This window comes from Streptomyces sp. NBC_00400, assembly GCF_036048035.1.
Classification (GTDB): Bacteria; Actinomycetota; Actinomycetes; order Streptomycetales; family Streptomycetaceae; genus Streptomyces.
In genome coordinates this window covers 138741-164465 of sequence record NZ_CP107940.1, presented here as the reverse complement: position 1 = coordinate 164465, position 25725 = coordinate 138741, and the positions used below count along the sequence as shown (strand labels likewise).

The window sequence follows — 25725 nt, the reverse complement described above, 5'->3', positions numbered from 1 at the left end:
CAGTCGGGAGCGCATCGCGGCAGAGGGCCCGGCATCTGGCCGGCCACGGCGATCCGTGATCACCTGTGAGCTGCCGCGGTGACCGTTGTGCGTGGGGATCGTTCTCCGGTGGTGAAGAGAATCGTTACTGCCTCGGTCCTTTCCCTCTGCTGCCTGGTTCCGGCCGTTCCGGCCCATGCCGACGGTCCCCGGACGATGCCGCAGGTGGCGGGGCAGGGGCTGGTCTCCGCCTATGCGGCGCTCCGTTACGACACCTCGGTTCGGCTCAAGGACGGGCGCGGCGCCGGCCGCCATGTGCTGTGGCCGGCGGGCTGGAAGGTCTGTGCCCAGGATCCGGCGGCGGGCACAGACCTGCGGGGCCGGCGGGTCACGCTCACCGTGGTCAAGCGCACGGAGTCGTGCCGGTAGGAGCCGGCGGCGCGGGCTCCGCCGGGCGTATCAGGCGCGGGGGATGCGTCCCTTGCTGTGCATGGCGGTGCGGACGCGGTCCTCGGCCAGGCGGCGGCCGGCGGCGTGCGGGGTGATGTGCTGCAGCCGGGCCTCGTCCAGGACGGTCATGGTGTTGGCGCGCAGCCGCGAGGAGACCGTCTCGACAATGGTGGCGGTGTCGGGCCGGAACCCGGAGTAGCGGGCGTCCATCGCGAAGGCGGCTGCGACGACGCCGCCGGCGTTCGCCACGAAGTCGGGGAGCACGGTGATGCCGCGCTCCGCGAGGATGCTCCGGGCTTCGGCAGACGTGGGCAGATTGGCGCCCTCCACCACGAGCTTCGCCTTGATGTCGCGCGCGGTGGTGCGGTCGATGACATCCTGCAGGGCGGCGGGCACCAAGATGTCGCAGTCCACGGTGAGTTCACGGCCGGGAGCGAGCACGGTGCCGGAGGAGTGGCGGGTGACGAAGTGGTCGCCGTGCTCCTCGCGCGCCGCCAGAAGCGCGTCCACGTCGAGACCGCTGGGGTCGTGCAGCGCCCCGTGGGCGGTGGACACCGCCACGACGGTGGCACCGAGGCCGGCGAAGCGGCGGGCGGCTGCGCTGCCGACCGCGCCGAAGCCCTGCAGGGCCACCCGGGAGCCGGCCATCTCCAGCCCCTGGTGTCCTGCCGCGGCGTCGGCCGCCTCGGCAACGCCGTAGCCGGTGACTCCGAGCTTGTCGTAGGCCACGCCACCGAGGTGCGCGGGGGTGCCGACGGCGGCGCCGCGGTCGCCCAGTTCGTCCTGGATGATGGCGGCGTCGTCCTCGGTCAGGCCCATGTCGAGTCCCATCACGTACTCGCGGGGCACCTCGTTGGACAGCGCGCGGGCGAAGGCACGCAGCACCGCCTCCTTGTCGGGGGAGGCCGGATCGGCGACGATGCCGGCCTTGGCGCCGCCGTAGAAGAGGTCGACGGCGGCCCACTTCCATGTCATGACGCGCGCCAGCCGGGACACCTCGTTGACCGTCACGCCGGGGCTCATCCGGGTGCCGCCCTTGCCGATGCCGCGAGCGGTGTTGTCGATCACCAGGACACCCTTCATACCGGTGCGCCGGTGCGAGACGACGACGATCTTCTCGGGGCCCCACTCGTCGACGAGGGAGAGTGCATCAGTCACGGTGTGTTCCTTGTCGGTAGGAAGGAAGGGAGGAAAAGAGGGAGGGAGGAGAAGGAAGAGGGAGGCGGGGGAGTGTGGGTCAGGAGGAGGTGTCGGACGGGGGCAGTGCCTGGGCGATCAGTTCGGCGAGATGGGTGCCGCTGCGCGGGGTCTGCTGGGCGATCTGGGTGCGGCAGCTGAAACCGTCGGCCAGGATCCGGGTGTCGGCGGCGGCCGAGCGCACCGCGGGGAGCAGCACCTGTTCGCCCGCGGCGACCGAGACGTCGTAGTGGCCGCGCTCGAAACCGAAGTTGCCGGCCAGGCCGCAACAGCCGGAATCGAGTGTGGTGTTGTCGATGCCCATACGGGCCAGCAGCGCGCTGTCGGCGCCGAAGCCGGAGGTGGCGTGCTGGTGGCAGTGGGTCTGGCTGAGCGTGCTGCCCTCGATCCGTGGGGGCTGCCAGCCGGGTGTGTGGTGGACGAGGAGTTCGGCGAGGGTGAGGGTGGCCCGGGAGAGGGCGCGGGCATCTTCGTTGCCGTCGAGGAGTTCGGGAAGGTCGCTCTTGAGGGCCGCTGTGCAGCTCGGCTCCAGTCCGACGACGGGTATGCCGGCGCGGACCGCGGGAGCCAGCGCGGTGGCCGTCCGCCGGGCGATACGGCGGGCGATGCCGAGCTGACCGGTGGTGACCCAGGTGAGCCCGCAGCACTGGGTGCCCTCGGGGACCTGCACCCGGAAGCCCGCGTCTTCCAGCACGGCCACGCCGGCTTGGAGGACTTCGGGACTGAAGTGGTTGTTGAAGGAGTCGACCCACAGCAGGACGGGGCCGCGCCGGCCGTCGCCTCCGGGTGTGCGGCGGCGGAACCACGTCAGGAAGGTCTGCGCGGCGAAGCGGGGGAGGTCCCGCTGCGGGGCGATGCCGCCCAGTCGTTTGAGGGCCGGGGCCAGGCGGGAGGAGGTGAGCGCGTTGACCAGGCCGGGGATCCGGGCGGCGGCCCGTGAGAGCAGGGGCAGCCAGCCCATGGTGTAGTGCGAGGCGGGTCGCAGGCGCCCTTTGTAGTGGTGGTGCAGGAACTCCGACTTGTAGGTGGCCATGTCGACGCCGACGGGGCAGTCGGCGCTGCACCCCTTGCACGACAGGCACAGATCCAGCGCGTCGCGGACCTCGGTGGAACGCCAGCCGTCCGTGATCACTTCACCCTGGGTCATCTCGTACAGGAGCCGGGCGCGGCCACGGGTGGAGTCCTTCTCGTCCCGCGTGACCCGGTAGCTGGGGCACATCACATCGCCGCGGTGGGCGGTGGAGCGGCACTTGCCGACGCCGACGCAGCGGCGGGTGGCCTTGGCGAAGTCGCCGTCGTCGGAGTGGAAGGGGAAGACCGTGGTCAGGGGCAGGGGAGTGCGGTGCGGGCTGACACGCAGGTTGCCGTCGACGGGCAGCGGCCGCACGATCATGCCGGGGTTGAGGCCGTTGTCCGGGTCCCAGATGTTCTTGAACTCCTCGAACAGGGCGATGACGTCGGGGCCGTACATCAGGGGCAGGAGCGCGGAGCGGGCCTGGCCGTCGCCGTGTTCGCCGGACAGCGAACCACCGTGTGCGGCGACCAGGTCGGCGGCGTCGGCGAGGAAGGTGCGGAAGACGGCGGTGCCCTGCTCGGTGGTGAAGTCGAAGTTGATCCGGACGTGCAGACAGCCCTCGCCGAAGTGGCCGTAGACGGCGCCCTGGAGCTCGTGGCGGTGCAGCAGGGCGGTGAACTTGCGGAGATAGGAGCCCAGTTGACCGGGCGGGACGGCCGCGTCCTCCCATCCGGGCCAGGCCTCGGCCCCGCCCTCGGTCCCGGTGCCCGGGGGCAGACGGGTGGCCAGACCCGCACCGTCCTCGCGGATCCGCCACAGACTGCGGGCGCGTGCGGGATCGGTGACGATCTCACTGCCGGTGAAGCCCGCGGCCCCGTGCGCGGTCCCGGCCAGCGCTTCGGCCTGCCGGGACAGTGTGTCGGCGGCGCCGCCGAGTTCCGCGAACAGCCAGGCCTGCGCGGTGGGCAGGGTGTCGATGGTGTCCCTGGTCGCGGGCCGGGTGACGATGTCGGTCAGTCCGCGGTCGAGCCCTTCCAGGGCCAGCGGCTCGTGCCGGAGCAGTGCGGGGACCGCATCGGCCGCGGCGCCGGCGTCCGAGAAACCGAGGACGACCAGAGCCCGTGCGGGGGGAGGTGAGATGAGGCGGACGGTCGCCGAGAGGACGACGGCCAGGGTGCCCTCGCTGCCGACCAGGGCCCTGGCGAGGTGGAAGCGCCGCTCGGGCAGCAGCTGTTCCAGCGCATAGCCCGACACCTGCCGGGGGAACTGCCCCAGTTCGGTGCGGAGCGTCGCCAGATTGCCCTGGGCGAGCCGGTGCAGGGCGGCGATCAGCTCTCCGCGGTCGTCTCCCGCGGCCACGGCCGCGTCGATCTCCTCCCGGGTCATCTCGCCGAGCCGGACCACCGTGCCGCGGTAGGTGACCACTTCGAGTTCGACGATGTTGTCCGCGGTGCGTCCCCAGGCGAGCGAGTGGGATCCGCACGCGTTGTTGCCGATCATGCCGCCCAGGGTGCAGCGGCTGTGGGTGGAGGGGTCGGCGCCGAATACCAGACCGTGCTCGGCGGCGGCGCTCTGCAGGTCGTCCAGGACGATGCCGGGCTGCACGGTCGCGGTCCGGGCGTGCGGATCCAGCGCCGTCAGCCGGTTGAAGTAACGGGAGAAGTCGAGCACCACACCCGGCCCGACGGCCTGCCCGGAGGTGCTGGTGCCCGCGCCGCGTGCGGTGACCGGCACCCCCAGGCGCCGGCACACCCGCAGCGCGTTGAGGACGTGCTGCCGCTCGCGGGGGAAGACCACGGCGAGCGGGATCTGGCGGTAGTTCGAGGCATCGGACGCGTACTGTGCCCGGTGACCGGCATCGCCGGCGACCTTGCCGCAGTCCCCGTGGTCGAGGGCTTCGGCCACCGTTGCCGCGTCGAGGCTGCCGACGCCCTGGGCTGTCGAGGTCACCCTGCTCGCTCCTTCGTGCTCACCGGTCGTGTTCCGCCTGGTCCCGTCCACGATGTGGGGCACCCGGGGCCGGGGACAAGGCCCAGCAGCACGAAAGAATCCATGCTTGAGGGCAAGGAATGCTGAGGCTCGCGTTCGAGGGCGGTGGATGCTTATGCTCGCCTCCCGCGTCGTTGGGAGCCCGCGTTGCTGAAGCCACTGCATCTGCTCACCCTCAAGGCCGTCGTCCGCAGCGCCTCGTTCGCCCTTGCGGCCCGCGACCTCGGTTACACCGCCTCCGCCATCTCGCAGCAGATCTCCGCGCTGGAGAAGGAGACCGGCCTGGTGCTCTTCGAACGGGAGGCGCACGGGATCCGCCCCACCGCCGCGGCCCACCGCCTGGTCGATCTCAGTACCCATGTGCTGGCGGCCATGGAGGACCTGGACCATCACGTCCAGGAGCTCGCCACCGGCGCCACCGGCCGGCTGCGGCTGGGCAGCTTTCCCACGGCCGATGTACGGCTGGTGCCCGCCGCCCTGTCCGCGCTCCTCGAAAGCCATCCACGGGCCCGGATCCAGTTGGAGGAGGGCGAGCCCGAAGAGCTCGTCACCGCGCTCAGCCACGGCGACCTCGATGTCGCGCTCGTCTTCGAGTACGGGCTCAGCCCCCGCCAGTGGCCCGACGGCCTGACCTGCCATCAACTGCTGCGCGAGGACCTGGTGCTGCTCAGGGCCCGCGACAGCGGCCTGGGCGCCCAGCTGTCCCAGCTGGCCGGGGCCCGCTGGATCACCAGCCGGGAGGACACCGCCGGGGCGCGTTCCTTCGTCCGCCTCTGCGCGGCCGTGGGGTTCGAGGCCGCCGTCGCCTTCCGCAGCAACAACTACGCGGTGGTGCGGGAGCTGGTGTCCGCGGGACTCGGCGTGGCCGTGGTCCCGGCGCTCGGCCACGTTCCCGGCGACGGGATCGAAGCGACCCGGGTCACCCAGCGCTCCGCACACCGCACGGTGATGGCGCTGCACCGCAGCGAGAACAGCAACCCGCTGCTCCCCGCAGTGATCAGCTGTCTGCGGCGCGCGGTGCCCGACGGCGAGCCGTATGTGCACCCCGCCGACGAGTGACCGGCCGGGACACGGGCGGGCTCCGCCTCTCCCGGTGAGGGGAGTGGCGGAGTACCCACGTGGACGGCCGGCCGCCCGTCACGGGACGGGTGCGGGCTCGGATTCATCGGAGTCGGACATCCGGTCAAGGGCGTCGAGATCCACCGAGCCTCCCGGCATGACCCTGCGGGTGCGGCGGTAGCCGTACGTGGCGTAGATGACCAGGCCGACAACCAGCCAGCCGCCGAGCCGCACCCAGGTCTCCCACTGCAGGAACGACATCAGCCAGACGGAGAAGGCCATCCCGAGCACGGGCACCACCGGCATGCCCGGGCAGCGGAAACCGCGCTTGAGGTGCGGCTTGCGGTAGCGCAGGACCAGCACGGAAGCGGAGACCACCACGAACGCCAGCAGCACTCCGATATTGGTGAGTTCCGCGACCGCGTTGATCGGCAACAGCCCCGCCAGCACCGCGGACACCCCACCGATCAGCCAGGTGGCGCGGTGCGGCACCTTGCGCCGGGGGTGGATGGCGCCGAACCAGGCCGGCATCAGCCCGTCGCGGCTGAGTGCGTACCACAGGCGGGAGGCGCCCATCATGAAGGAGAAGGTCACGGTGACGATGCCGATGACCGCGCCGACGGCGATGACATTGGCCAGCCCGCTCAGCCCCACGCTCTGGAACGCGCTGGAAATCCCGCTGTTCGGGTTGAGCTCGCTGTAGCGCTGCATCCCGGTGAGCACGATGCAGACCAGCACGTACAGCACCATGGAGACCGCCAGCGACAGCATCATCGCCTTCGGCAGCTTGCGCCGTGCCTCCATCGACTCCTCCGCCGCCGTGCTCAGCGCGTCATAGCCGAACACGGCGAAGAAGACCGTGGCCGCCCCGGTGAAGGCCCCGCCGAAGCCGAACGGTGCAAAGGGATGCAGATTGCCGGTCTTGACCTTGGTGAAGCCCACCACGATCACCAGCAGCACGATGCCGATCTTGATGATGGTCAGCACCGTCTCCACCCGGGCCGAGGTGCGGGTGCCCCGGGTCAGCAGCCAGGCCACGGCGAGGCAGATCGCCATCGCGAGCAGGTCCACCCGGTGGCCGGCGCCGGTGCCGGGGGCGCCCAGGGCCCAGACCGGCAGATGGATGCCGACCGCCTGCAGCAGAAATCCCAGATAGCCCGACATCCCGATCGCCACGACGGCGACGATGGCGGTGTACTCCAGGAGCAGGTCCCAGCCCACGATCCAGCCGACGATCTCCCCCAGGACCGCGGCGCAGTAGGTGTAGGACGAGCCTGCCTTCGGCACCATCCCGGCGAACTCGGCGTAGGCGAAGGCCGCACAGAGCGAGGCGGCCCCGGCCACCAGGAACGAGATCAGGACGGCGGGGCCGGCGACGTCCCGGGCGACGGCCGCGGCCAGGCTGAAGATTCCGGCCCCGATGATGGCGCCGATGCCGATCATTGTCAGCTGGGTGAGGCCGAGCGTGCGCACCATGCGCTCACCGCTGGGCTGTTCATGGGGAAGCGTTCGCCGGAAGATTCCCTGGGGGCCTCTTCCCAGCAACGCGCGAAGGGGAGATTTCGGGGTGTGATGGGTGGACATCGCTCGCTCCCTGTCAGGCAACGGCGGCACGACGGGCCACCGTCGTGGCGGGGGTCACCACTGGCCTGAAACCTTCACCCAGGATGCGCCCCGGCAAAAGGGACCCCAGCGCGACAACTTGCGTGGCTGAGGGCAAGCGGAACTGGGGAAGGCGCTCCGCAGGGCGAGCAGTCCGGATTCTCGTGCACTGGGCATCTTGTTCCGGTGTACGTCAACTCGCCCGGGGAGCACGCCTGTTGACGGCTGGGCGTCCGGTGGGACGGCGGCCGGGGCCTTGTCTTACGGGTCGCGGCGGGCTGGGGTGCCGTGCCGGGCCCCGGACACCGCCCGCAGAACGTCGACCAGTGCCGCCACCGTGGGCCGGTGCTCCACGGAGGAGCGGAACAGCACCACGATGTGCCGCTCGACCTTCTCCCGCAGCCGTACGACATCGAGGCGGGACGCGCGCAGGCCGAGCATCAGATCCGTCACCGTGCTCACCCCGATTCCCGCCTCGACCAGCGCCAGCGTGGCCGCGGTGTCGGTGACCTCGTGCTGCACCCGGGGCTCGAAGCCCGCGCGCCGGCAGGCCGTGCGCACCGCCCGGCCGTAGTAGCTGTCGGCCGACGGCAGGATCCACCCCAGGTCCTGCGTATCGGCCAGGCCGATCACCTCGTGGCCGTGCATCGACCCGGCGGGTACCGCCAGCGAGAACCGCTCGCGGTACAGCTGCCGCACCTGCAGGGCGGACTCCCGCGGAAGGGGCACATCCGGGTAGTCGAGACCGAGCGCCAGGTCCACCGCTCCGGAAGCGACCGCGTCGTGCACCTCGTCCACCTCCATATCGCGGCTGTGCACCGCGAGCCGGGGATGGATCTGCCGTACCTCCTGCAGCGCCGGCGGCAGGATCTCGGCGGCTGCCGTGGCGAACAGCCCTACGTGCAGCACCCCGGAGATCTCGTGCCGGGTGCGCTCCAGAGCCTCGACGGCTTCCGCCTCCGTCGACAGGATCCGCTCGGCGTGACACGCCAGCGTGCGGCCGGCATCGGTCAGCTCCACCCGTCGCCCGACCCGCCGCAGCAGCTCCGTGCCCGCGGCTTTCTCCAGCGCGGCGATCTGCTGGGAGACGCCACCGGGCGTGTATCCAAGGGCCTGGGCCGCCGCGGTGATCGTTCCGCGTCTGGTCAGCTCCACCAGGGACCGCAGCTGGGCACTCGTCCAGTCCATATAGAGATCCTAATAGATCGGACGCACTAACTGTTCGTAGACGTCAAAGGTTGGAGTGCTGCACGATGACGGGCAGCTAGCTGATCAGCTCTTCTCGCCATGCACTGACAGCCCCGCCACGCGCCGGACGGATGCCTCCGGCGCAGGCGGCGGCCTCCGGAAGGGATCGGCCTCTTGTCCATGTCATCCACCTCCCGCACCGTGCCGCCGACTGCCGACGTCGTGATCGTCGGCGGCGGTGTGATGGGCACCAGCATCGCGTTCCACCTGGCCGAGGCCGGGGTGTCCAACATCGTCGTCATCGAGCGCGGCGAACTGGCCGGCGGCAGCTCGGGCAAACCGATCGGCGGAGTGCGGGCGCAGTTCTCCGATCCCCTCAACATCGCCCTGGGCAGCAGGAGTCTGCGCGCCTGGCAGGACTTCGGACAGCGTCCCGGCGCGGACATCCGGCTGGACAGCGTCGGCTATCTCTTCCTGCTGACCAGCGACGAGCAGGCCGCGGACTTCGAGACCGCCGTCCGGCTCCAGAACGGCCTCGGTGTCCCCAGCCGAATGATCGCCCCCCACGAGGCACAGCGGCTGTGTCCCTACGTCAGCACCGACGGGCTGGTGGCCGCCGCCTACTCCCCGACCGACGGCCACGCCCGGCCCCAACTCGCCGTCCAGGGCTATGCGCGCGCCGCCGCGGGCGCAGGCGTCACGTTCGCCACGCACACCACCGTCACCGGCCTCGACACCACCGGTGACCGGGTCACGGCCGTTCACACCGATCACGGCCGGATCTCCTGCTCCACGGTCATCTGCACCGCGGGCGCCTGGTCCGCGCGGCTCGGCGAGATGGCGGGCGTCCACCTCCCGGTGCGTCCGGTACGCCGCCAGCTCGCCTTCACCGCGCCGCTCGCGCCGCCCGCCCCGCGTATCCCCTTCACCATCGACTTCGCCTCGACCGCCTACTTCCACAACAGCGACGACGGCCTGCTGTTCGGCCTCGCCGACCCCGGACAGGACGAGGGCTTCGACACCACCTGGACGCCGGACTGGCTCGAACTCTTCCGAGCCGCCGCACGGCGCAGGGCCCCCGCCCTCGCCGGGATGGAGACCACCGGCGGCTGGGCCGGACTGTACGAGGTCACCCCGGACCACAATGCCCTGATCGGACGGGCCGGCGCGCCGCACAACTTCCTGTACGCCACCGGGTTCTCCGGCCACGGCTTCCTGCAGGCCCCCGCCGTCGGCGAGATCGTGCGCGACCTCTACCTGGAGCGCACACCGTTCGTCGATGTCACCCCCTTCAGCGCCGACCGCTTCACGGCCGGTGCCGAGATCCGCCCCGAAATCCACGTGGTGTGAATCCCCCCCCCGATACGGAAGGACGACCTGCCGATGATCAGCCAGTGGCAACTGCGCGCCGCGTTCGCCCAGCGGCTCTCGGACATGTACGGGCGGGAGGTGCCCGCCTACACCACGCTCGTGGACGTCTCCCGCGAGGTCAACGAGGACGTGCTGCGGGCACAGGGCGCCGACGCCGAGCGCCTGGGATCCATCGGCCGGGTGACCGCGGAGCGGCACGGCGCCATCCGCGTCGGCTCTCCGGAGGAACTGCGCCAGGTCGCCCGGATCTTCGGCGCCCTGGGGATGTACCCGGTCGGTTTCTACGATCTGCGGGAGGCCGCCGCCAGCGCGATCCCCGTCGTGTCGACCGCGTTCCGCCCCGTCGACGCCGGGGAACTGGCCCGTAATCCCTTCCGCGTCTTCACCTCCCTGCTCACCCCCGCCGACCCCCGTTTCTTCGACCCCGACCTGCGCGCCCGCCTGGAGAACTTCCTCGCCGCCCGCCGGCTCTTCCCCCCGGAACTGCTCGCCCTCGCCGACCGCGCGGAAAGCGCCGGGGAACTGCCCGAAGCGGACGCCGAACGGTTCCTCCACCTCGCCGTGCAGGCCTTCGAACTGTCCCCCGAGCCCGTCGACCAGGCCTGGTACGCCACCCTGGAACGGATCTCCGCCGTCGCCGCGGACATCGGGGGCGTGGGCAGCACCCATATCAACCACCTCACCCCCCGCGTCCTGGACATCGACGAGCTCTACCGGCGGATGACCGAGCGCGGCATCGAGATGATCGACACCATCCAGGGGCCACCCCGCTGGAAGGGCCCCGACGTCCTGCTGCGCCAGACCTCCTTCCGGGCACTCGCCGAGCCCCGCGCCCTGCGCACCCCGGACGGCAGCGTGATCAGCGGATCCCTGCGGGTGCGCTTCGGTGAGGTCGAAGCCCGCGGCATCGCCCTCAGCCGCGAGGGCCGGGCCCGCTACGACCGGCTGCTCGCCCGCGTCGACAACCGGGCCGCCGGTCTGCCCCCTGCCGAACGGGCCGGACTCGCCCGCCGCCTGTGGGCGGAGGAACTTCCCGACAGCGAGCAGGGACTCGCCGCGGCGGGCCTGGCGCACTTCACCTACCACGCCGCGCCGGACCGCCCACGTGACGGCAGCCGCCCGCCGGCCGGGCTCCATGACCTGCTGGAAGGGGGCTGGCTCCGGGCCGAACCGCTGGTCTACGAGGACTTCCTGCCGCGCTCAGCGGCCGGCATCTTCCAGTCCAACCTCAGCGAGGAGGGCTCCAGGAACAGCGACCAGCAGGGTGCCGCCTACGACAGCGCATGGCTCTCCGGCGTCCTCGGCCGCGACGTCCTGGACCCGTTCGACCTCTACGAGGAGCAGCAGAACCGCTCCCTCGCGCAGGCCGCCCGGGAACTCGGACTCGACGGCACGCCCGGCTGACCCCCGGCCCGCCGCCCGCACCCCTCGACACCCTCAACACGCCTCGACACCCTCAACACCCCAGAGGAGCATCATGACCAGCACCATCCTCCCCACCACCGAGGACCTGCGCACCCGTGCCCGCGACAGCCTCGCCGCCCTCGGCGTCACCGTCCCGGAGGGCGACGACTTCTCGGCCCGCAGCCCCATCACCGGTGACGACCTCTTCGGCCTGCGCGCGGCCACCGCCGCCGACACCGAGGAGGCCATCGCCGCCACCCGCGAGGCGTTCCTCACCTGGCGCACCACCCCCGCGCCCCGACGCGGTGAACTCGTGCGCCGCCTGGGCGAGTTGCTGCGCGACCACAAGGGCGAGCTGGCCGACCTCATCACCATCGAGGCGGGCAAGATCCGCTCCGAGGCGCTCGGCGAGGTCCAGGAGATGATCGACATCTGCGACTTCGCCGTCGGCCTGTCCCGCCAGCTCTACGGCCGCACCATCGCCTCCGAGCGTCCCGGCCACCGGCTCGCCGAGACCTGGCACCCGCTGGGCGTGGTCGGCGTCATCTCCGCGTTCAACTTCCCCGCCGCGGTGTGGTCGTGGAACACCGCCGTCGCGCTGGCCTGCGGTGACACCGTGATCTGGAAGCCCTCGGAACTCACCCCGCTGATCTCCCTGGCCTGCGACCGGCTGCTGACGCAGGCCGCCGAGGACGTCGGCGCCCCACGCGACGTGCACCGCCTGCTGCTGGGCGACCGCACCATCGGCGAAAAGCTCGTCGACGATCCCCGTATCGCGCTGATCAGCGCCACCGGCTCGACCCGCATGGGACGCGAGGTCGGCCCGCGCGTCGCCGCCCGCTTCGGGCGCAGCCTGCTCGAACTCGGCGGCAACAACGCGGCCGTGGTCGCGCCCTCCGCCGACCTCGACCTCGCCGTGCAGGGCATCGTCTTCGCCGCGGCCGGCACCGCGGGCCAGCGCTGCACCACCCTGCGCCGTCTCATCGTCCACCGGGACATCGCCGACACCCTCATCGCCCGGCTGACCGCCGCCTACCAGAAGCTCCCCATCGGCGACCCGTTCGACGAGACCACCCTCGTCGGCCCGCTGATCTCCACCACCGCCCTGGACACCATGCAGGACGCCCTCACCCGGGCCCAGGCCGAGGGCGGCAAGATCCTCGCGGGCGGCAACCGGCGCCTGGCCGACGCCGCGCCCCGGGCCGGTTACGCCGAGCCGGTCCTCGTCCGCGTCGACGAACAGACCGACGTCGTCCGCGAGGAGACCTTCGCCCCCATCCTGTACGTGCAGACCTACGACACCCTGGAGGAGGCCATCGCCCTGCACAACGATGTCCCGCAGGGCCTCTCGTCCAGCATCTTCACCCGCGATCAGCAGGAGGCCGAGCTCTTCCTGTCCGCCGAGGGCTCCGACTGCGGCATCGCCAATGTCAACATCGGCACCTCAGGCGCCGAGATCGGCGGGGCCTTCGGCGGGGAGAAGGAGACCGGCGGCGGCCGGGAATCCGGTTCCGACGCCTGGCGCGCCTACATGCGCTCCGCCACCAACACCATCAACTACTCCAGCCGGCTCGCCCTCGCCCAGAACGTCAGCTTCCTGTAGGGACCGGACGGGCCCCGCGCCCGCGCCGCACGCCCTCGACCGCCCCCGTCCTGCCCCGCGCAGGGCGGGGGTTCGTCGTGCCGGGGGCGTCCGAAACGGCCCGCGGACCCGGCCAAGTGCCCGGTTATCGGGCGCCATCTGCCGTTTTTCGACAAACACGGCGTTGCGCCGGGACATCCGTTGACGTGGTGGGTGCCGCGGTGTGATGGTACGGCGGCCTGGGTCATGGACATGCCGTTCTCGCACCGTGCTGACGCCGCCCCACGTGGCCGAGGCCGGCCGGACGAGACGCCGCCACGGCCCGGCGCTCCACCACAACCTCCGTCGGTAGCACTCCCTACCCCTCAAGGAGCCATGGTGTTACGAAGACTCGCGGTGGCCGGCGTCTCCCTCGCCGCCACCCTCCAAGCCGCCGTGCTGACCCTCGCCCCCACCGCCGCGGCCGCTTCGCAGACCGCCTTGCCGCCCCACCCGGCGGGCGCCGCGACAGCGGCCGTCGACCGGGCCTCGACCGGCGGTCCGGCCACGCCCACCGGTCAGGCCACGCCTGTCGAAGGCCCCGTCGCCGTCCGCACCGGCGCCACTGAAGCCCCCGACATCGATGTGGCCAAGGTCCAGGCGCATCTGACCGAGCTGAACGCCATCGCCACCCGCAACGGCGGCACCCGCAAATCCAGCGGCCAGGGCTACCGGGACTCGGTCGCCTACGCCAAGGCCAAGCTCCAGGCGGCCGGTTACACCGTCACCGAACAGCCCTGCACCTCCGGCTGCGCCACCGGGGCCGGGCCCAACCTGATCGCCGAATGGCCGCAGGGCGACGCCACCAAGGTGTACATGTTCGGCTCCCACCTCGACAGCGTCGGAGCGGGGCCGGGCATCAACGACAACGGCTCCGGCTCGGCCGCGCTGCTGGAGACGGCCCTCACCCTCGCGCAGCAGCACCCCGCCATGGCGGCCCGCGTCCGGTTCGGCTGGTGGACCGACGAGGAACAGGGCCTCAACGGCTCCGACTTCTACGTCAACTCCCTCTCCTCCGCCGAGCGGTCGAAGATCAAGGCGTATTACAACTTCGACATGATCGCCTCGCTCAACGGCGGCTACTTCATCAACCACGTGACCTCGGCGGCCGCCCAGCCGATGAAGGCCTACTGGGACTCCCTGGGCCTCCAGCCCGAGGAGAACACCGAGGGCGCCGGCCGCTCCGACGACTACTCCTTCGAGCAGGCGGGCATCCCCACCTCCGGATATGCGATGGGCGCCAGTGCCCGCAAGACCTCCGCGCAGGCGGCCAAGTGGGGCGGCACCGCCAACCGCGCCTACGACGCCTGCTACCACCAGTCCTGCGACACCACCGGCAACATCAACACCACTGGACTGAACCACAGCGTCGACGGCATCGCCGCCACCCTGTGGAAGCTCGCCGTCGCCGACACCACTCCGGCGAACGACTTCTCGCTGACCGCCGGCCCCGCCACCGGCAGCGTGGACCCGGGTGCCTCGGCCACCAGCACCCTCTCCACGGCCACCACCAGCGGGTCCCCACAGACGGTGGCCCTGTCGGCCTCGGGCGCTCCGGCCGGTGTGACCGTCTCCTTCAGCCCCGCCTCGGTGACCTCCGGCGGCAGCTCCACCATGACCCTCGCCACGACGTCCAGCGCGCCGCCCGGCACCTACACCCTCACCGTCACCGGCACCGGGTCCGTCACCCACAGCACGCCGTACACCCTGACGATCAAGGGCGCCGGAGGCTGCACCGCCCAACAGCTGATCGCCAACGGCGGATTCGAGAACGGCATCACTCCCTGGACGGGCGACACCGGGGCGATCGGCGCCCACGCGGGCCAGTCCGCCCACGGCGGCAGCAGGTTCGCCTGGCTCGGCGGCTACGGCTCCTCCGCCACCGACACCCTCAACCAGGCGGTGACCGTGCCCGCCGGATGCAGCAAGGCGACCTTGGCCTACTGGCTGCACATCGACACCGATGAGACCGACCGGGTCGCCTACGACACCTTCAAGGTCAAGGTGGGCAGCACCACCTTGGCGACCCTCTCCAACACCGCGGCATCGAGCGGCTACACCCAGCGGACCCTGGACCTGACCCCCTACATCGGACAGCGGATCACCCTGACCTTCACCGCCACCGAGGACTCCAGCCTGCAGACCAGCTTCGTCATCGACGACGCGACCCTGCAGACCGGCTGACCGACGGCCCGGAGGGGCGGGCAGAATCCGGCTCGCCCCTCCGGCGCCACTTCAGCGCGGCGCGACGTCACTGCGGCGCCGCTTCCCTCCTGCGCGGCTTCACGCCGGCGCCGCTTCCTCCCCGGCCGGCGAACAGACCTCCGGCACAACGGGGCGACGCCCGTCGCTCCGCCGCGAGATGCCCGGCACCTCAAGTGGTCGTCTCGTCCGTCGCGTAGCAGGAGGCGGTGTAACGGTCCCGGTCGCCGGTGGGCGTCCAGCCGCCGGTGCCCCGATCGGGGTCGGCGAGAGCGAAGCCGCTGTCGCGCAGTTGTGCGCCGAGGGAGGCGGCGGGGAAGCCGCTGCCGTTCGGCGCCTCTTCGACGGGCCACAGCGTGACGAGCAGGGCTTCGGTGTCCCCGGTGTCGGGTTCGCTGTCGAGGCTGGCGACTTCGAGGTGCCAGCGGCCGTTGCGTACAAAAGCCTCGGCACGGTAGACGGCCCGTGCAGCCGGGGCATTCTGATGGGTCTCGGTCATCCGAAGAGAGCTCCTGACGTGGAGTGGGAGTGTGTCGTGGGGCGGAGTGCGCCGAGGGCTGGGAGAGTTTCGGTGGGGCGGGAGTGCGGGACTTGCGGTGAGGATTCCGGGGATCGCGGGCAGCCGGGCCTCGCGGGTTCAGACGTCCCGCCAGCGGGCCATGGCGCACGAGAAGGCGCCGAACAGCGCCAGGCCCGCGGCGATCGCGGCCAGCAGCCAGGGACCGGCCGGGGTGTGGGCGAAGGAACGGAGCGTATCGTCCATGCCTTTGGCGCGGCCGGGGTCGTACGTGACCGCGGCTTTGACGACGTAGACGCCGGCGAGCGTGAACACTCCACCGCGGGCGATGCCGCCCGAGACGCCGAGCACATCGATACCGCGCCGGGCGGACCGTGACATGCCGCTCCTGTTGAGGTGCTTGTGGAACGTGCGCAGGACGGCCCGCACCGCGATCCAGACTCCGGCCACGGCAATGCCCACCCCCGCGGCGGCCACCAGCCAGGGGCCGCCGGGCAGCTCCAGTGCCGTGGCCGTGGCGTCCCGGGACTGCTGGTCGCTCGCCCCGCTTCCGCTGCCCTTCTTCCCCGCCGCGAAGGACAGCACGGAGAAGGACACCACGGCGTAGAAGATGCAACGGACGAGCGACAGCAGTCGCGTTCCGGCCTTGTGCCCGTCGGGCCCTGCCGCACCGAACGCCGCCTCGGACAGGCGCCACAGGGCCATCCCGGCCAGTCCCAGGCCGAGCGCCCATATCAGCACGCCGCCGAACGGCCGGGCGGCGATCTCCGCCAGCGCTCCGCCCCGGTCGGCCTGCTCACCGGCGTCGCCGAACGCGATGCGCAGCGCCAGTACCCCCACGAGGAGGTAGATCACTCCCCGGGCCGCGAACCCACCGCGTGCCGCGGCCCGGACGGCCGAGCTGCGCGCGGCGCGACGGGCGGTGCGTCGTCCGATGTGCGGTACCGCAAGAGTCGATGGCATGTGTGACCTCCAGAGGGCTTCTGCCCCGCCGTCGGGGGCGCACCCGCCCGGTCTCCACCGACGAGAGCGGGATACTTCTGCCCCGCCGTCGGCGTCACACTCCGGTTGCCGCTGCGGAGGAGACCGCTGGCGCGCTGCGGCCCCCGCGTTTCACAGGACGTCTCTGGTGGGTGTGCTCCAGGGGGTGGCCAGGGGCGGGTCTTCGGTGGTGTGCTCCGGGAGCCCGGCGAGGGCTTCGACCCGTGCGGGGCGGTAGGGGGTGGGGCCGTTCCACTCCAGCAGCAGGACCGTGGCATCGTCGTCGAGCCGGCCGTCGTGATAGGCCAGATGGCGCCTGATCAGGCGCCGCAGGGTCTCCGGGACGGGCAGCCCGTCGGCGTGGTGCTGGATGAGGAAGTCCGTGAATCCCGCCAGGCCGAATTCCTGGCCTTCGCGGTTACGGGCTTCGGTGATGCCGTCGGTGTAGAGCAGCAGGCGGTCGCCGGGCTCCAGCTGTTCCCGGACCACGGTGGGCGGCAGGCCCAGATCGGTGCCCATGGGTGGGGCGGGCGGGCAGGTCAGACTCAGTGCGGTGCGGCCCTTGCGGATGATGACCGGTGGAGGGTGCCCGGCGCTGGTCCAGGTGAGGAGCCCGGTGCCGGTGTTCAGCTCGGCCAGAATGCCCGTGGCGTAGCGGCTGCAGCCGAACTGTTCCACCAGTGCGTGTTCCACGGCTTCGGCGATCTGCAGGATTCCGGGGCTCTGCCGGCGCCGGTTGCGGCTGGCGGCGACCGCGAGGCTCGCTGTCAGCCCGGCGGCCGTGTCGTGGCCCATGGCGTCGAAGAGCGCCAGGTGCACGGTCTCCCCGGCGATGGCGTAGTCGAAGACATCCCCACTGACCTCATAGGCGGGCTCCATCACCGCACTGACCAGCACCCGGTCGGTGGCGAAGGTCCTCGGCGGCATGATGCGCCACTCCATCTCCGCGGCCACATTCATCCTCCGGCGCCGTACCAGCCGGGCGTAGGTGTCGCTCGCCCCCCGTTTGCTGACGATCATCAGCGCAATCAGCCCGGCAAGGTTGCGCAGGTCCTGGGCCGCCTGGGCGTCCATCTCCGTGCCCGGGGGGCCGGAGGCGCGCAGCACGCCCAGTCGCTCGGTGCCGTCGAGCAACGGAACCCACCACTGCTCGGCCCCGGGAGTGGGGCTCGCGACGATGCCCCCGGTCTGAAATGCCCGTCCGGCGAGGGTGCCTTCCATGCGCACCACGTCCGGCGGTGCCTCCGCGCCGCCGCCGGCACCGGGCCCCTGACCGGCAAGCAGGCACAGCACCTCCTGCTGCAGATCGGCCAGGTAGATCAGCACCCCCGGCCAGCCGACCCGGGCCGCGTGCTTGACGACCAGGTCCGGCACTTGCTCCAGCGTGATCACGTGGCTGGCGGTGATCAGGTCACCCAGCATCCGGGCCCGGGCGGCTGCACTGCTCATTCAGACACTTCTCCTCGGGTTGCAGCTCGCCGAGCCTTCGCCCCGTGGGCTGTCCATCTCGTGGCACCGTCGGTCGCCCGTGCTCCCGGCGGCGATGCTTGTCTCTCGATGGTGACACCGGGAGGGAGCATGCCGAGAACGACACCGCGGTGTCCTGGAGCGTAATGCGGGCAATCGCTCCGATTTCCAGCGCCACGTAGAGGGCGCCGTCAGCTCCGAAGGCCAGGCCGTGTGGTTCCGAAGCGGGGCCCGGGAGGTCGTACTCCTCGATATGGCCGTCGGGGGTGATGGACCCGATGCGGTTGCCGCCCCATTCGGTGAACCAGCAGTCACCGGCCGGGCCGGCCACGATCGCATGGGGCCGGGATTCCGGGTCCGGCAGCGGGAACTCGTCGATCCGGCCCTGTGTGGTGATACGGCCGATCCGGCCGGCACCTATCTCGACGAACCAGAGCGCGCCGTCCGCTCCGCAAGTGATGCCGACCGGTGCGGCGCTCTCGGTCGGGAGCCGGTGGAGGGTGAGGTCGCCCTCGAAGCTCAGGCGACCGATCGCGTCTGCCTGGTTGAGGGTGAACCACAGGGCGTCATCGGGGCCGGTCGTGATGGCGGAGGGGAAGGCGCCGGGCAGGTGCAGCGGGAACTCCGTCACCCGGCCGTCCGTGTCGATACGCCCGATGCGGTCGGTGTGCAGCTGGGTGAACCAGAGGGCGCCGTCGCCGGCGGCCACGATCCCGAAGGGGCCGCTGCCCGGACTCGGGAGGGGGAACGAGGTCGCCTTCCCGTCCACAGTGATCCGTCCGATTCGATGATCCTGACTACGGGTGAACCACAACGCCCCCTCGGGTCCCGAGGTGATGAGGGAGGGGCCGCAGACGGCGGAGTCGAGCGAATGGCGATCGAGCTGCCCGTCCGGTGCCAGCCGGGCGATCTGCCCGGAGTGGACCAGAGTGCACCACAGCGCGTCGTCGGGGCCCCTGGTGAGGGCATAGGGGCCTGAACTGGCGTCGGAGACCGGGATCTCCTCGAACGAAACGGCGCGGCGGGACATCGGCAGCTCTTCCCCCTGTGACACTTACTGCTACGAATGTTGCGTTAGGAAAAGGATGGCATGGCGGCTCCGCCCACGCAACGGAAATTCGGTGCGATCTGCCGCGCGCACGGCGGCCGGCTGCGTGAGCTGCGCGGCCTGTGCGGGGCGCGACCGGTGAGCTGCGGGGTGTGAGCCGCGGAGTTCGGCGTGCGCGGGGTCCGCAGCGTGCGGCAGTGGACGCCCCTCTCTCCAGGTGCGCCCCTCACCTCGTCGCGCCGTCGCCTCCTCCTGCGGGTGTGCCCCGGCGCGGCAGGCGTGCCGCGATGCCGTCGATGAGGAACGCCAGGCTGAGCTCGAACTGCTCGTCCATGCCGGCTCCCGACGGGGCGGTCATCCACTCCGTGAGCAGCGGATGGCGCCCGCCCTCGGCCGCCAGATCGCGGGCGGCGGTGATGGCCTCACTGAGCTGCTGCGGCGAGTGGAGTCCGTACCGGCGGCGCATGGCGAGCTCCTCCGCCTCCTGCTGTGCGCTGCCCAGGATGTGCCGGTCCAGGAGTGCCGCGTAGGTCATGGCCTCGCCGACCGTGAACCCCTGCCGCACCAGCACCCGGAGGATGAATTCGGTGCGGCGCATCACGTGCGGACCCAGGGGCGGGCGCGTGGGCGCGAGCTGGGCGTACCAGAGGTGGCGCTTGGCCATTGCCCAGCTCTCCGAGGCCAGTGCGTGCAGGTCCGCGCGCCAGTCGGCGCCCGGCTCCTCGGGTACCGGGATCTCCGCCGTGACGCTGTCGAGCATCAGGTCGATCAGGCCGTCCTTGCTGAGTACATAGCGGTACAGCGCCATCGGGGTATAGGGCCCGAGCCGCTTGGCGACCGCCGTCATCGTCAGTGCCTGCGCCCCGCCCTCGTCGGCGACCGCGACGGCGGCCCGCACGATGTCGTCCCGCTCCAGTGGGCTCCGTCGCCGCGCGGGGGAGGGATGGGTCCAGATCAAGGGTGCCGGTGCGCCGCTCGGATTCTCCTTCATGACTTGAGTTTATCTCGTCAAGGTAAGGTATATGTCATATACGCAAGCCGAGGGAGTTCACATGAACCAGTACCCGTCCGTCGCCCCGGCCGGGGTCCGTCTGGGTGTCGTCAGGGGAATCAGCTACGGCATGTTCGGGGCTCCGGACAGCTTCGTGCCCGAGATGCGGAAACTCGGCGGCACGCTGGTGCGTGTCTATGTCTACTGGGGCCAGATCGAACCGGAGCCGGGACGCTACGACTGGACGGTCGTCGACGCGATTCTCGGCCAGCTGGATCCGGCCGACGAGGTATGGGTGACCGTGTGCTCCAGCTCCCCCTGGGCGACCCGGCACCCGACGGGCTTTCTGCCGTCGTCGCCCGCCCACGACCCGCGGCAGTACGAGCGCTTCATCGGCGACCTGGTGACCCGCTGCCGGGGACGCGTCCACTACTGGCAGTGCAACAACGAGCCCAGCAACACCGGTCTCCTGTGGGCGGGTACCGCGCCGGAGTACGTGGATCAGCTCACCGCCTTCCACCGCGGTGTGCGCGGCGCGGACCCGGAAGCGAAGGTCGTCCTCGGGGGGTGCGGCTACGACGTGCTCTCCAGCCCGTCCGGCAGTCCGGCCCGGCAGTTCTTCGACCATGTGGCCGCGCACGGCCGGGACGCCTTCGACCTGTTCTCCGTCCACCTCTACGGCGATCCGCACCACATCCCCGAGCAGGTGGCATCCGTCCGCGAGATGATGCGCCGCCACGGCTACGAGCGGCCGGTGGTGGCGGGGGAGTACAACGGGCCGACGCTCTTCGAATTCCCCGAGGCCCAGGCCGCGTTCCAGCAGACGATGATGGCGGCCTTCGCGGGACCGGAGCAGGCCGCCCCCGAGAAGCAGCCCGCGGACGCGACCCCGGACGGACCGGTGGACGCGGCCTCGGACGAGGCCTCCCACCAGCCCTCGGACGAGGCCTCCCATGAGCTGCCGGAGGAAGCCTCTCCCGAGCCCCCGGACCGCACGGCCATGCGCTCCCTCTACGCCCGCATGGCTCAACTCCCTCCGCAGCTACAGATGTTCATGGAGGGCTGCCCGCCCGAACTCGCCGCGAAGCGGGACCGGATCAACTGCCGCCAGATGGTCACCCGTAACGTCCTCGCCCTCGCCGCCGGGGTGACCCGCACGGCATGCTGGAACCTGGCCCCCGAAATCCCGGGCTACCGCGACCGGTTGAACATGATGGGATTCCTCTTCGGCCGGCTCGCCCTGATGGACTACGACGGCACCGGCCGCCTGACCCGACGCCACCCGTCCGCCGACACCTTCGCCCTCGTCACCGCCTGCCTCGACGGCACCACACAGATCCGCCGCCTCGAGGCCGGAGGCCGACCGGAGTTGTACGCGTTCGAGGTGTCCCGTGAGGACCGCGGGCCGCTGCACGTCCTGTGGGCGGCCGGGGACGCCTTCACCGGCGAGGACGAACCCGGGACACCCGTCGACTGGCCGTGGCCGCACGCGACGGTCCACGCGCTCGACGCGTTCGGCACCCGTGTGCCCGTCGACCGGAACGGCAGCACCGTCCACCTCCGTGCTTCGGTCACCCCGCTGTTCCTCTCCACCCGCCCGGAGTCGCCGGCCCGGCCGTGAGACGGCCTGCCGGGCAGGTCCGGCCATGGTCGGGTGACGGCCGGTTCATGAGGAGCGCCGGCGGGCGGGCCGGACAAGGGCGGCTGACCTGACATGCCTGCGGCAGTGACGGGTAGGGGCGCAGGCGACGGGGGCTCAGCAACAGGCGGGAGCCAGCAGCATGAGCAGCAACAGCACCATGAACGCGGGAACGGAGTCGGAGACCACCTCGCAGGAGTGTGCCGCGCCCGCCCCGACGGTGCTGCCGCAGATCCAGTTTCCGCTGCGCGTCGCTCCGTCCGACGCACGGGAGTTGTCCAAGCAGTTCCTGCTGCGGCTGCAGGAGCTGGAGGAGGGGACCTCCGCGTACCAGTACGCGCGCAACACCCTCATCGAGATGAATCTCTCCCTGGTGCGCTATGTCGCCCGACGCTTCTCCAGCCGCAAGGAGTCCATGGAGGACGTCCTGCAGGTGGGGACGATCGGTCTGATCAAGGCGATCGACCGCTATGACCCGTCCCGCGACGTGGAGTTCACCACGCTGGCCGTCCCCTACATCCAGGGCGAGATCAAGCGGTTCTTCCGGGACACCACCTGGTCGGTGCGCGTACCGCGGCGCCTGCAGGAACTCCGCATCGACATCGCCCGTGCCAGGGAAGAGCTGGAGAGCGAGGGCAGCCACGAGCCGTCCGTCGCCGAACTCGCCGCCCGCCTCGATCTGGCGGAGGACGAGGTGGCGGAAGGACTCGTGGCCGGCAACGGCTACGACAGCGACTCCATAGACCGGCCCGTCCAAGCCGGCGGCGGCAAGCAGCCGACCACCGGTCTCGTCGCCGACCTCATGGGCACCGACGATCCCGCCCTCGCCCTGGCGGAAGACATCCAGGCGCTCAAGCCGCATCTGGCCGAGCTCGACGACCGCGAACGCACCCTTCTCCAGCTGCGCTTCGGCGAGGAAATGACCCAGTCCGAGATCGGTGCGGAGCTCGGCCTCTCCCAGATGCATGTCTCGCGCCTGCTGACCCGCGTGTGCGCCACCTTGCGCAAGGGACTCCTGGCCGGGACGTGAACGCACCTGTCGCTGCCGGGGCGACGGCTGGGGCGACGGCTGGGGCGTGCATCGCGCGCGGGTGCGCGGCCCCTTCCGCGGAAGTGCGGGTGAGCGGCAACGGCGGGTGACCCCCGTCTGCCCCGGCAGTGGGGAGGAGGGGAGGAGAGCGGGCCGGTGGCTGTCGTCAGCCCGGTTGGCTGCTGTCCTTCATACTGCCCCAGCCGTGCCAGCGGTCGATCTCGACCCAGGCGCTGACCCGGCGGCGGTCCCGCTGCGGGTACGGCTTGCCGAGGTACTGCTGCGCCAGCCGGTCGATATCGGCGAGCCCTTCATCGTCACGGAGTGCCGCGACACGGCCGATGATGCTGAGGTGCGTGTACCAGTTGCCCTCGTCCAGCACGGTCAGCGTGACGCGGGGGTCGTTGCGGACATGCTCCAGCCGCTTGCGGCCCTCATCCATGTTGACCAGGATCCGGCCGTTGTCCCAGAGGTACCAGGTGGCCGTGGACACCGGCTGCCCATCCGGCCGCAGCGTCGTGATGACGGCCGGATTCGGCTTGCTCAACAGGGCGGCTGCCTCATCGGGAAGCGGTGGTTTCGACATACGAGGCGCTCCTCCATACGTGAGTACGGTGCTGTGGGCCGTTCGGGTCGGCAGGTGAAGACGGTGCTGTTCGCCGTCCGGGGCGGTCAACACGGTCGATCAACACCGTCGACCGTACTCAGCTCACACCGGTTCCCGCCTCCCGGGGCACCGCCACACCGCACAGCCCCCGGAGCGGTGCTCCTATTCGGCGGCCACCGGAGGGCAGGGCTGCCGTCCGGCCGACGGGTCCGGTGCGTCCGGGACCGCCGAGGGAGCGTCGGCCGTCTTCCGGAGGAGGAGCATGGCGGCGTCGTCGTGCAGCTCGCCGCCCACATGCGCGAGCAGGTCCTCGTGGAGCGCGGCGAGAGTGCGCGAAGGCTCCTGCGAAATGTGCTGCGACAGCCGCTCGACGAGCGGATAGAACTGCCGCTTGTGGTCCCGGGCCTCGGTCACGCCGTCGGTGTAGAAGAGCAGCTGGTTCCCTTCGTGCAGGGCGATTTCCTGGAGGCCGGGGGCCTCGTCGGCCAGGGCACGCAAACCGAGCGGCGGGGCCGGACGGGCGGGCTCGACGGGCCGCACGCCCGCATCGTGGACCAGGAGCGGAGCGGCATGCCCGCAGTTGACCAGCTCCATACGGCCGGCCTCGGGGTATCCGGCCAGCACCGCGGTGACGAAGTCGTCCGGACCGAGGTTGCGCGCCAGGCTGCGCTCGATCCTGTGGACCACATCGAGCAGATCCGGCTCGTCGTAGGCCGCTTCCCGGAACACGCCCAGGACCAGCGCGGCGATTCCCACCGCCGGCAGCCCCTTGCCGCGCACATCGCCCACGATCAGCCGGACCCCGTACGGCGTCGGCACCAGGGCGTAGAGGTCCCCGCCGATCCGGGCCTCGGCAGCGGCGGCGCTGTAGTGGACCGCGGTCTGGAAGGGCCCGACCGTTGCCGGCACGGGTTTGAGGAAGGCGTGCTGGGCGGCCTCGGCGACCGAGCGGACGGCGGCCAGCACCTGCTCGCGACGCCTGCGCAGGGCGCCGGCCAGACTGCTGGCCAACGTCACGGCGGACAGTGTGGACAGCACGATCGCCTGGTCGCTGCCCGGCGCACCATCATGCAGGCCGAGCGCCGCCCCCAGCGCCACCGCCAGGACACCGACGCGGAGCACGCCCCACGGCCCGCTGGTGGCGGCAGCCAGCGCGGGGCCCACGGCGAGCAGCGGCAGCCAGCTCATACCGGTTCCGCCGGAAAAGGCGAGGACCGTCACGGCTGCGATGATCAGAACCGGCAGGCAGGAGGTGTAGTGGCGGCGGTTGTCCGTCGCACGGGCCGGTGTGTCACCCCGGGGCGGGGCGGGCCGGCGGACCGCTGTCCGCAGCGTGGAGAACGGCTTGGGGGCCTGCCGCCGCGGCAGGCGGTCGTGGTGAGGGGTCCGGGCTTGGCGCATGTACGGTTCCGCGGCTCGCTTCCCTGTTCAGGGCCTGGGCTGAGGGCATCAGCACCTGAAAATGTCCGTTTCATCAAGAAAAGCGGCATCTATGGGGGAGTGGCAAGGGTCGGGATTTCACATAGTGAGTGAGAGTCCCCTGGTTACGCGGTTCGCTGTCGGAAGCAGCCGGCTGCGGACCTCGTCGATGCGCGAGATGCGGTCCGCCCGCAGCGATACGCCGAGGGATCCGAGTGTCTCGCCGCTGTAGACCGGCACCGCGACGCAGAACGTGCCGAGCGCGTACTCCTCCATGTCCGTCACGAGCGGTGCCATGGGCAGGGTGTCGAGCTTGCGCAGCAGTTCGGCCCGTCCGGTGATGGTGCGGGGCGTGAGGTCGGCAAGGGGGTGCCGGGAGAGGTAGTCGTCGCGGGCCTCGTCATCCAGCTCACGCAGCACGCACTTGCCCAGCGCCGTGGCGTGCCCGGCGTCCTCGAACCCCACCCAGAGGTCGACCCGGGGTGCCCGGGGGCCGTCGACGATCTCGGCCACCCGGATCTCGCCATCCTCGTAGAACGTCAGGTAGGCGGCGGCCGAGAGGTCGTCCCGTAGCGCTGCGAGCGCGGGCCGGACCCGGTTGAGCAGCGCCTGCCCCCGCCCTCCGGTATGGAGGGTGTCCAGCTTGTCGCCCAGGACGAAGCCGCCGTCCTCCAGCTTCCGGATGTACCCGTCGTGCGCCAGCGTGCGCAGGAGGTGATAGGTGGTGCCCAGTGGCAGCTCTGTCTCGCGTGCCAGCTGTTTCGCCGGTGCGCCGCCCTCGTGGGCACCCACGGCCTCCATCAAGCGGAAGGCGCGCTGGACGGAAGTGATGAGCGTAGGGCCTTCTTCGTTGCCCATGTCTTCAGCCTGCTCCCGGTGACCCGGGGAGGCAAGGCCGTGTCGCGGCGGGTGCCGTTGCCTCGCGGACGGGGTGCGTACCGGGGGTGGC

General features: G+C 71.2%; 19 protein-coding genes and 1 pseudogene. 8 read left to right on the top strand and 12 right to left on the bottom strand.

The genetic code is table 11. The features are described 5' to 3' along the window. Nucleotides 1-108 precede the first annotated feature (108 nt). Complete coding sequence (locus OHS81_RS00750) at nucleotides 109-408, top strand: PASTA domain-containing protein (protein WP_328381432.1); 300 nt, start codon at nucleotides 109-111, stop codon at nucleotides 406-408. A gap of 30 nt (nucleotides 409-438) precedes the next feature. On the opposite strand, the gene OHS81_RS00745 is transcribed toward OHS81_RS00750, so the two are convergent. Together OHS81_RS00745 and OHS81_RS00740 are read right to left on the bottom strand one after the other, a co-directional pair. Then, nucleotides 439-1587, bottom strand: a complete 1149-nt coding sequence (locus OHS81_RS00745) for a Glu/Leu/Phe/Val family dehydrogenase (protein WP_328381430.1) — start codon at nucleotides 1585-1587, stop codon at nucleotides 439-441. Between the two features lie 79 nt (nucleotides 1588-1666). Beyond that, nucleotides 1667-4591 carry an FAD-binding and (Fe-S)-binding domain-containing protein gene (locus OHS81_RS00740; RefSeq protein WP_328381428.1) on the bottom strand — a complete coding sequence of 975 codons (2925 nt, stop codon included), beginning with the start codon at nucleotides 4589-4591 and terminating at the stop codon, nucleotides 1667-1669. Between the two features lie 186 nt (nucleotides 4592-4777). Between OHS81_RS00740 and OHS81_RS00735 the strand changes: the two genes are divergently transcribed. Further along, nucleotides 4778-5689: a LysR family transcriptional regulator gene (locus OHS81_RS00735; protein WP_328381426.1), complete on the top strand. Its 912-nt coding sequence runs from the start codon at nucleotides 4778-4780 to the stop codon at nucleotides 5687-5689. A gap of 78 nt (nucleotides 5690-5767) precedes the next feature. Here the strand turns inward: OHS81_RS00735 and OHS81_RS00730 are convergent, their stop codons facing one another. Together OHS81_RS00730 and OHS81_RS00725 are read right to left on the bottom strand one after the other, a co-directional pair. Then, entirely contained in the window at nucleotides 5768-7165 is a 1398-nt protein-coding gene (locus OHS81_RS00730; protein WP_328381424.1) for an amino acid permease, read from the bottom strand. A 387-nt stretch (nucleotides 7166-7552) separates the two neighbouring features. After that, nucleotides 7553-8479, bottom strand: coding sequence for a LysR family transcriptional regulator (locus OHS81_RS00725; RefSeq protein ID WP_328381422.1), 927 nt, complete (start codon nucleotides 8477-8479; stop codon nucleotides 7553-7555). Nucleotides 8480-8659: 180 nt separating this feature from the next. Between OHS81_RS00725 and OHS81_RS00720 the strand changes: the two genes are divergently transcribed. The 4 genes from OHS81_RS00720 to OHS81_RS00705 all read left to right on the top strand — a co-directional run bounded on the left by OHS81_RS00720 (nucleotide 8660) and on the right by OHS81_RS00705 (nucleotide 15059). Next, complete coding sequence (locus tag OHS81_RS00720) at nucleotides 8660-9829, top strand: NAD(P)/FAD-dependent oxidoreductase (RefSeq protein WP_328381420.1); 1170 nt, start codon at nucleotides 8660-8662, stop codon at nucleotides 9827-9829. 33 nt (nucleotides 9830-9862) lie between these two features. Continuing rightward, nucleotides 9863-11254, top strand: coding sequence for a 2-oxoadipate dioxygenase/decarboxylase (gene hglS, locus OHS81_RS00715; protein ID WP_328381418.1), 1392 nt, complete (start codon nucleotides 9863-9865; stop codon nucleotides 11252-11254). A gap of 73 nt (nucleotides 11255-11327) precedes the next feature. Then, nucleotides 11328-12857, top strand: coding sequence for an L-piperidine-6-carboxylate dehydrogenase (gene amaB, locus OHS81_RS00710; RefSeq protein WP_328381416.1), 1530 nt, complete (start codon nucleotides 11328-11330; stop codon nucleotides 12855-12857). 354 nt (nucleotides 12858-13211) lie between these two features. Continuing rightward, a complete protein-coding gene (locus tag OHS81_RS00705) occupies nucleotides 13212-15059 on the top strand; it encodes a M28 family metallopeptidase (RefSeq protein WP_328381414.1) in 1848 nt (615 codons plus the stop codon). 190 nt (nucleotides 15060-15249) lie between these two features. On the opposite strand, the gene OHS81_RS00700 is transcribed toward OHS81_RS00705, so the two are convergent. The 5 genes and pseudogenes from OHS81_RS00700 to OHS81_RS00680 form a co-directional block, all read right to left on the bottom strand. After that, entirely contained in the window at nucleotides 15250-15576 is a 327-nt protein-coding gene (locus OHS81_RS00700) for a hypothetical protein (RefSeq protein WP_328381412.1), read from the bottom strand. A gap of 138 nt (nucleotides 15577-15714) precedes the next feature. After that, nucleotides 15715-16557, bottom strand: coding sequence for a DUF1206 domain-containing protein (locus OHS81_RS00695; protein WP_328381410.1), 843 nt, complete (start codon nucleotides 16555-16557; stop codon nucleotides 15715-15717). Nucleotides 16558-16707: 150 nt separating this feature from the next. Then, nucleotides 16708-17997: a PP2C family protein-serine/threonine phosphatase gene (locus OHS81_RS00690; RefSeq protein ID WP_328390815.1), complete on the bottom strand. Its 1290-nt coding sequence runs from the start codon at nucleotides 17995-17997 to the stop codon at nucleotides 16708-16710. Between the two features lie 190 nt (nucleotides 17998-18187). Beyond that, nucleotides 18188-19072 (bottom strand): annotated as a pseudogene (locus OHS81_RS00685) (Vgb family protein); the annotation flags it as partial. Nucleotides 19073-19316: 244 nt separating this feature from the next. After that, nucleotides 19317-20081, bottom strand: coding sequence for a TetR/AcrR family transcriptional regulator (locus OHS81_RS00680; protein ID WP_328381408.1), 765 nt, complete (start codon nucleotides 20079-20081; stop codon nucleotides 19317-19319). Nucleotides 20082-20142: 61 nt separating this feature from the next. Here OHS81_RS00680 and OHS81_RS00675 point away from each other — a divergent pair, with 61 nt between their 5' ends. Then, the gene (locus tag OHS81_RS00675) at nucleotides 20143-21702 is read left to right on the top strand and encodes a hypothetical protein (RefSeq protein ID WP_328381406.1); all 1560 of its coding nucleotides are present in this window, start codon (nucleotides 20143-20145) and stop codon (nucleotides 21700-21702) included. A 160-nt stretch (nucleotides 21703-21862) separates the two neighbouring features. Then, complete coding sequence (locus OHS81_RS00670; RefSeq protein ID WP_328381404.1) at nucleotides 21863-22750, top strand: RNA polymerase sigma factor SigF; 888 nt, start codon at nucleotides 21863-21865, stop codon at nucleotides 22748-22750. A gap of 166 nt (nucleotides 22751-22916) precedes the next feature. Here OHS81_RS00670 and OHS81_RS00665 read toward each other — a convergent pair whose 3' ends face one another. The 3 genes from OHS81_RS00665 to OHS81_RS00655 all read right to left on the bottom strand — a co-directional run bounded on the left by OHS81_RS00665 (nucleotide 22917) and on the right by OHS81_RS00655 (nucleotide 25634). Further along, nucleotides 22917-23336, bottom strand: coding sequence for a PPOX class F420-dependent oxidoreductase (locus OHS81_RS00665; RefSeq protein WP_328381402.1), 420 nt, complete (start codon nucleotides 23334-23336; stop codon nucleotides 22917-22919). A 183-nt stretch (nucleotides 23337-23519) separates the two neighbouring features. Beyond that, the gene (locus OHS81_RS00660; protein ID WP_443058631.1) at nucleotides 23520-24758 is read right to left on the bottom strand and encodes a PP2C family protein-serine/threonine phosphatase; all 1239 of its coding nucleotides are present in this window, start codon (nucleotides 24756-24758) and stop codon (nucleotides 23520-23522) included. Nucleotides 24759-24875: 117 nt separating this feature from the next. Continuing rightward, nucleotides 24876-25634 carry an IclR family transcriptional regulator gene (locus OHS81_RS00655; protein WP_328381400.1) on the bottom strand — a complete coding sequence of 253 codons (759 nt, stop codon included), beginning with the start codon at nucleotides 25632-25634 and terminating at the stop codon, nucleotides 24876-24878. Between the last annotated feature and the right edge of the window lie 91 nt (nucleotides 25635-25725).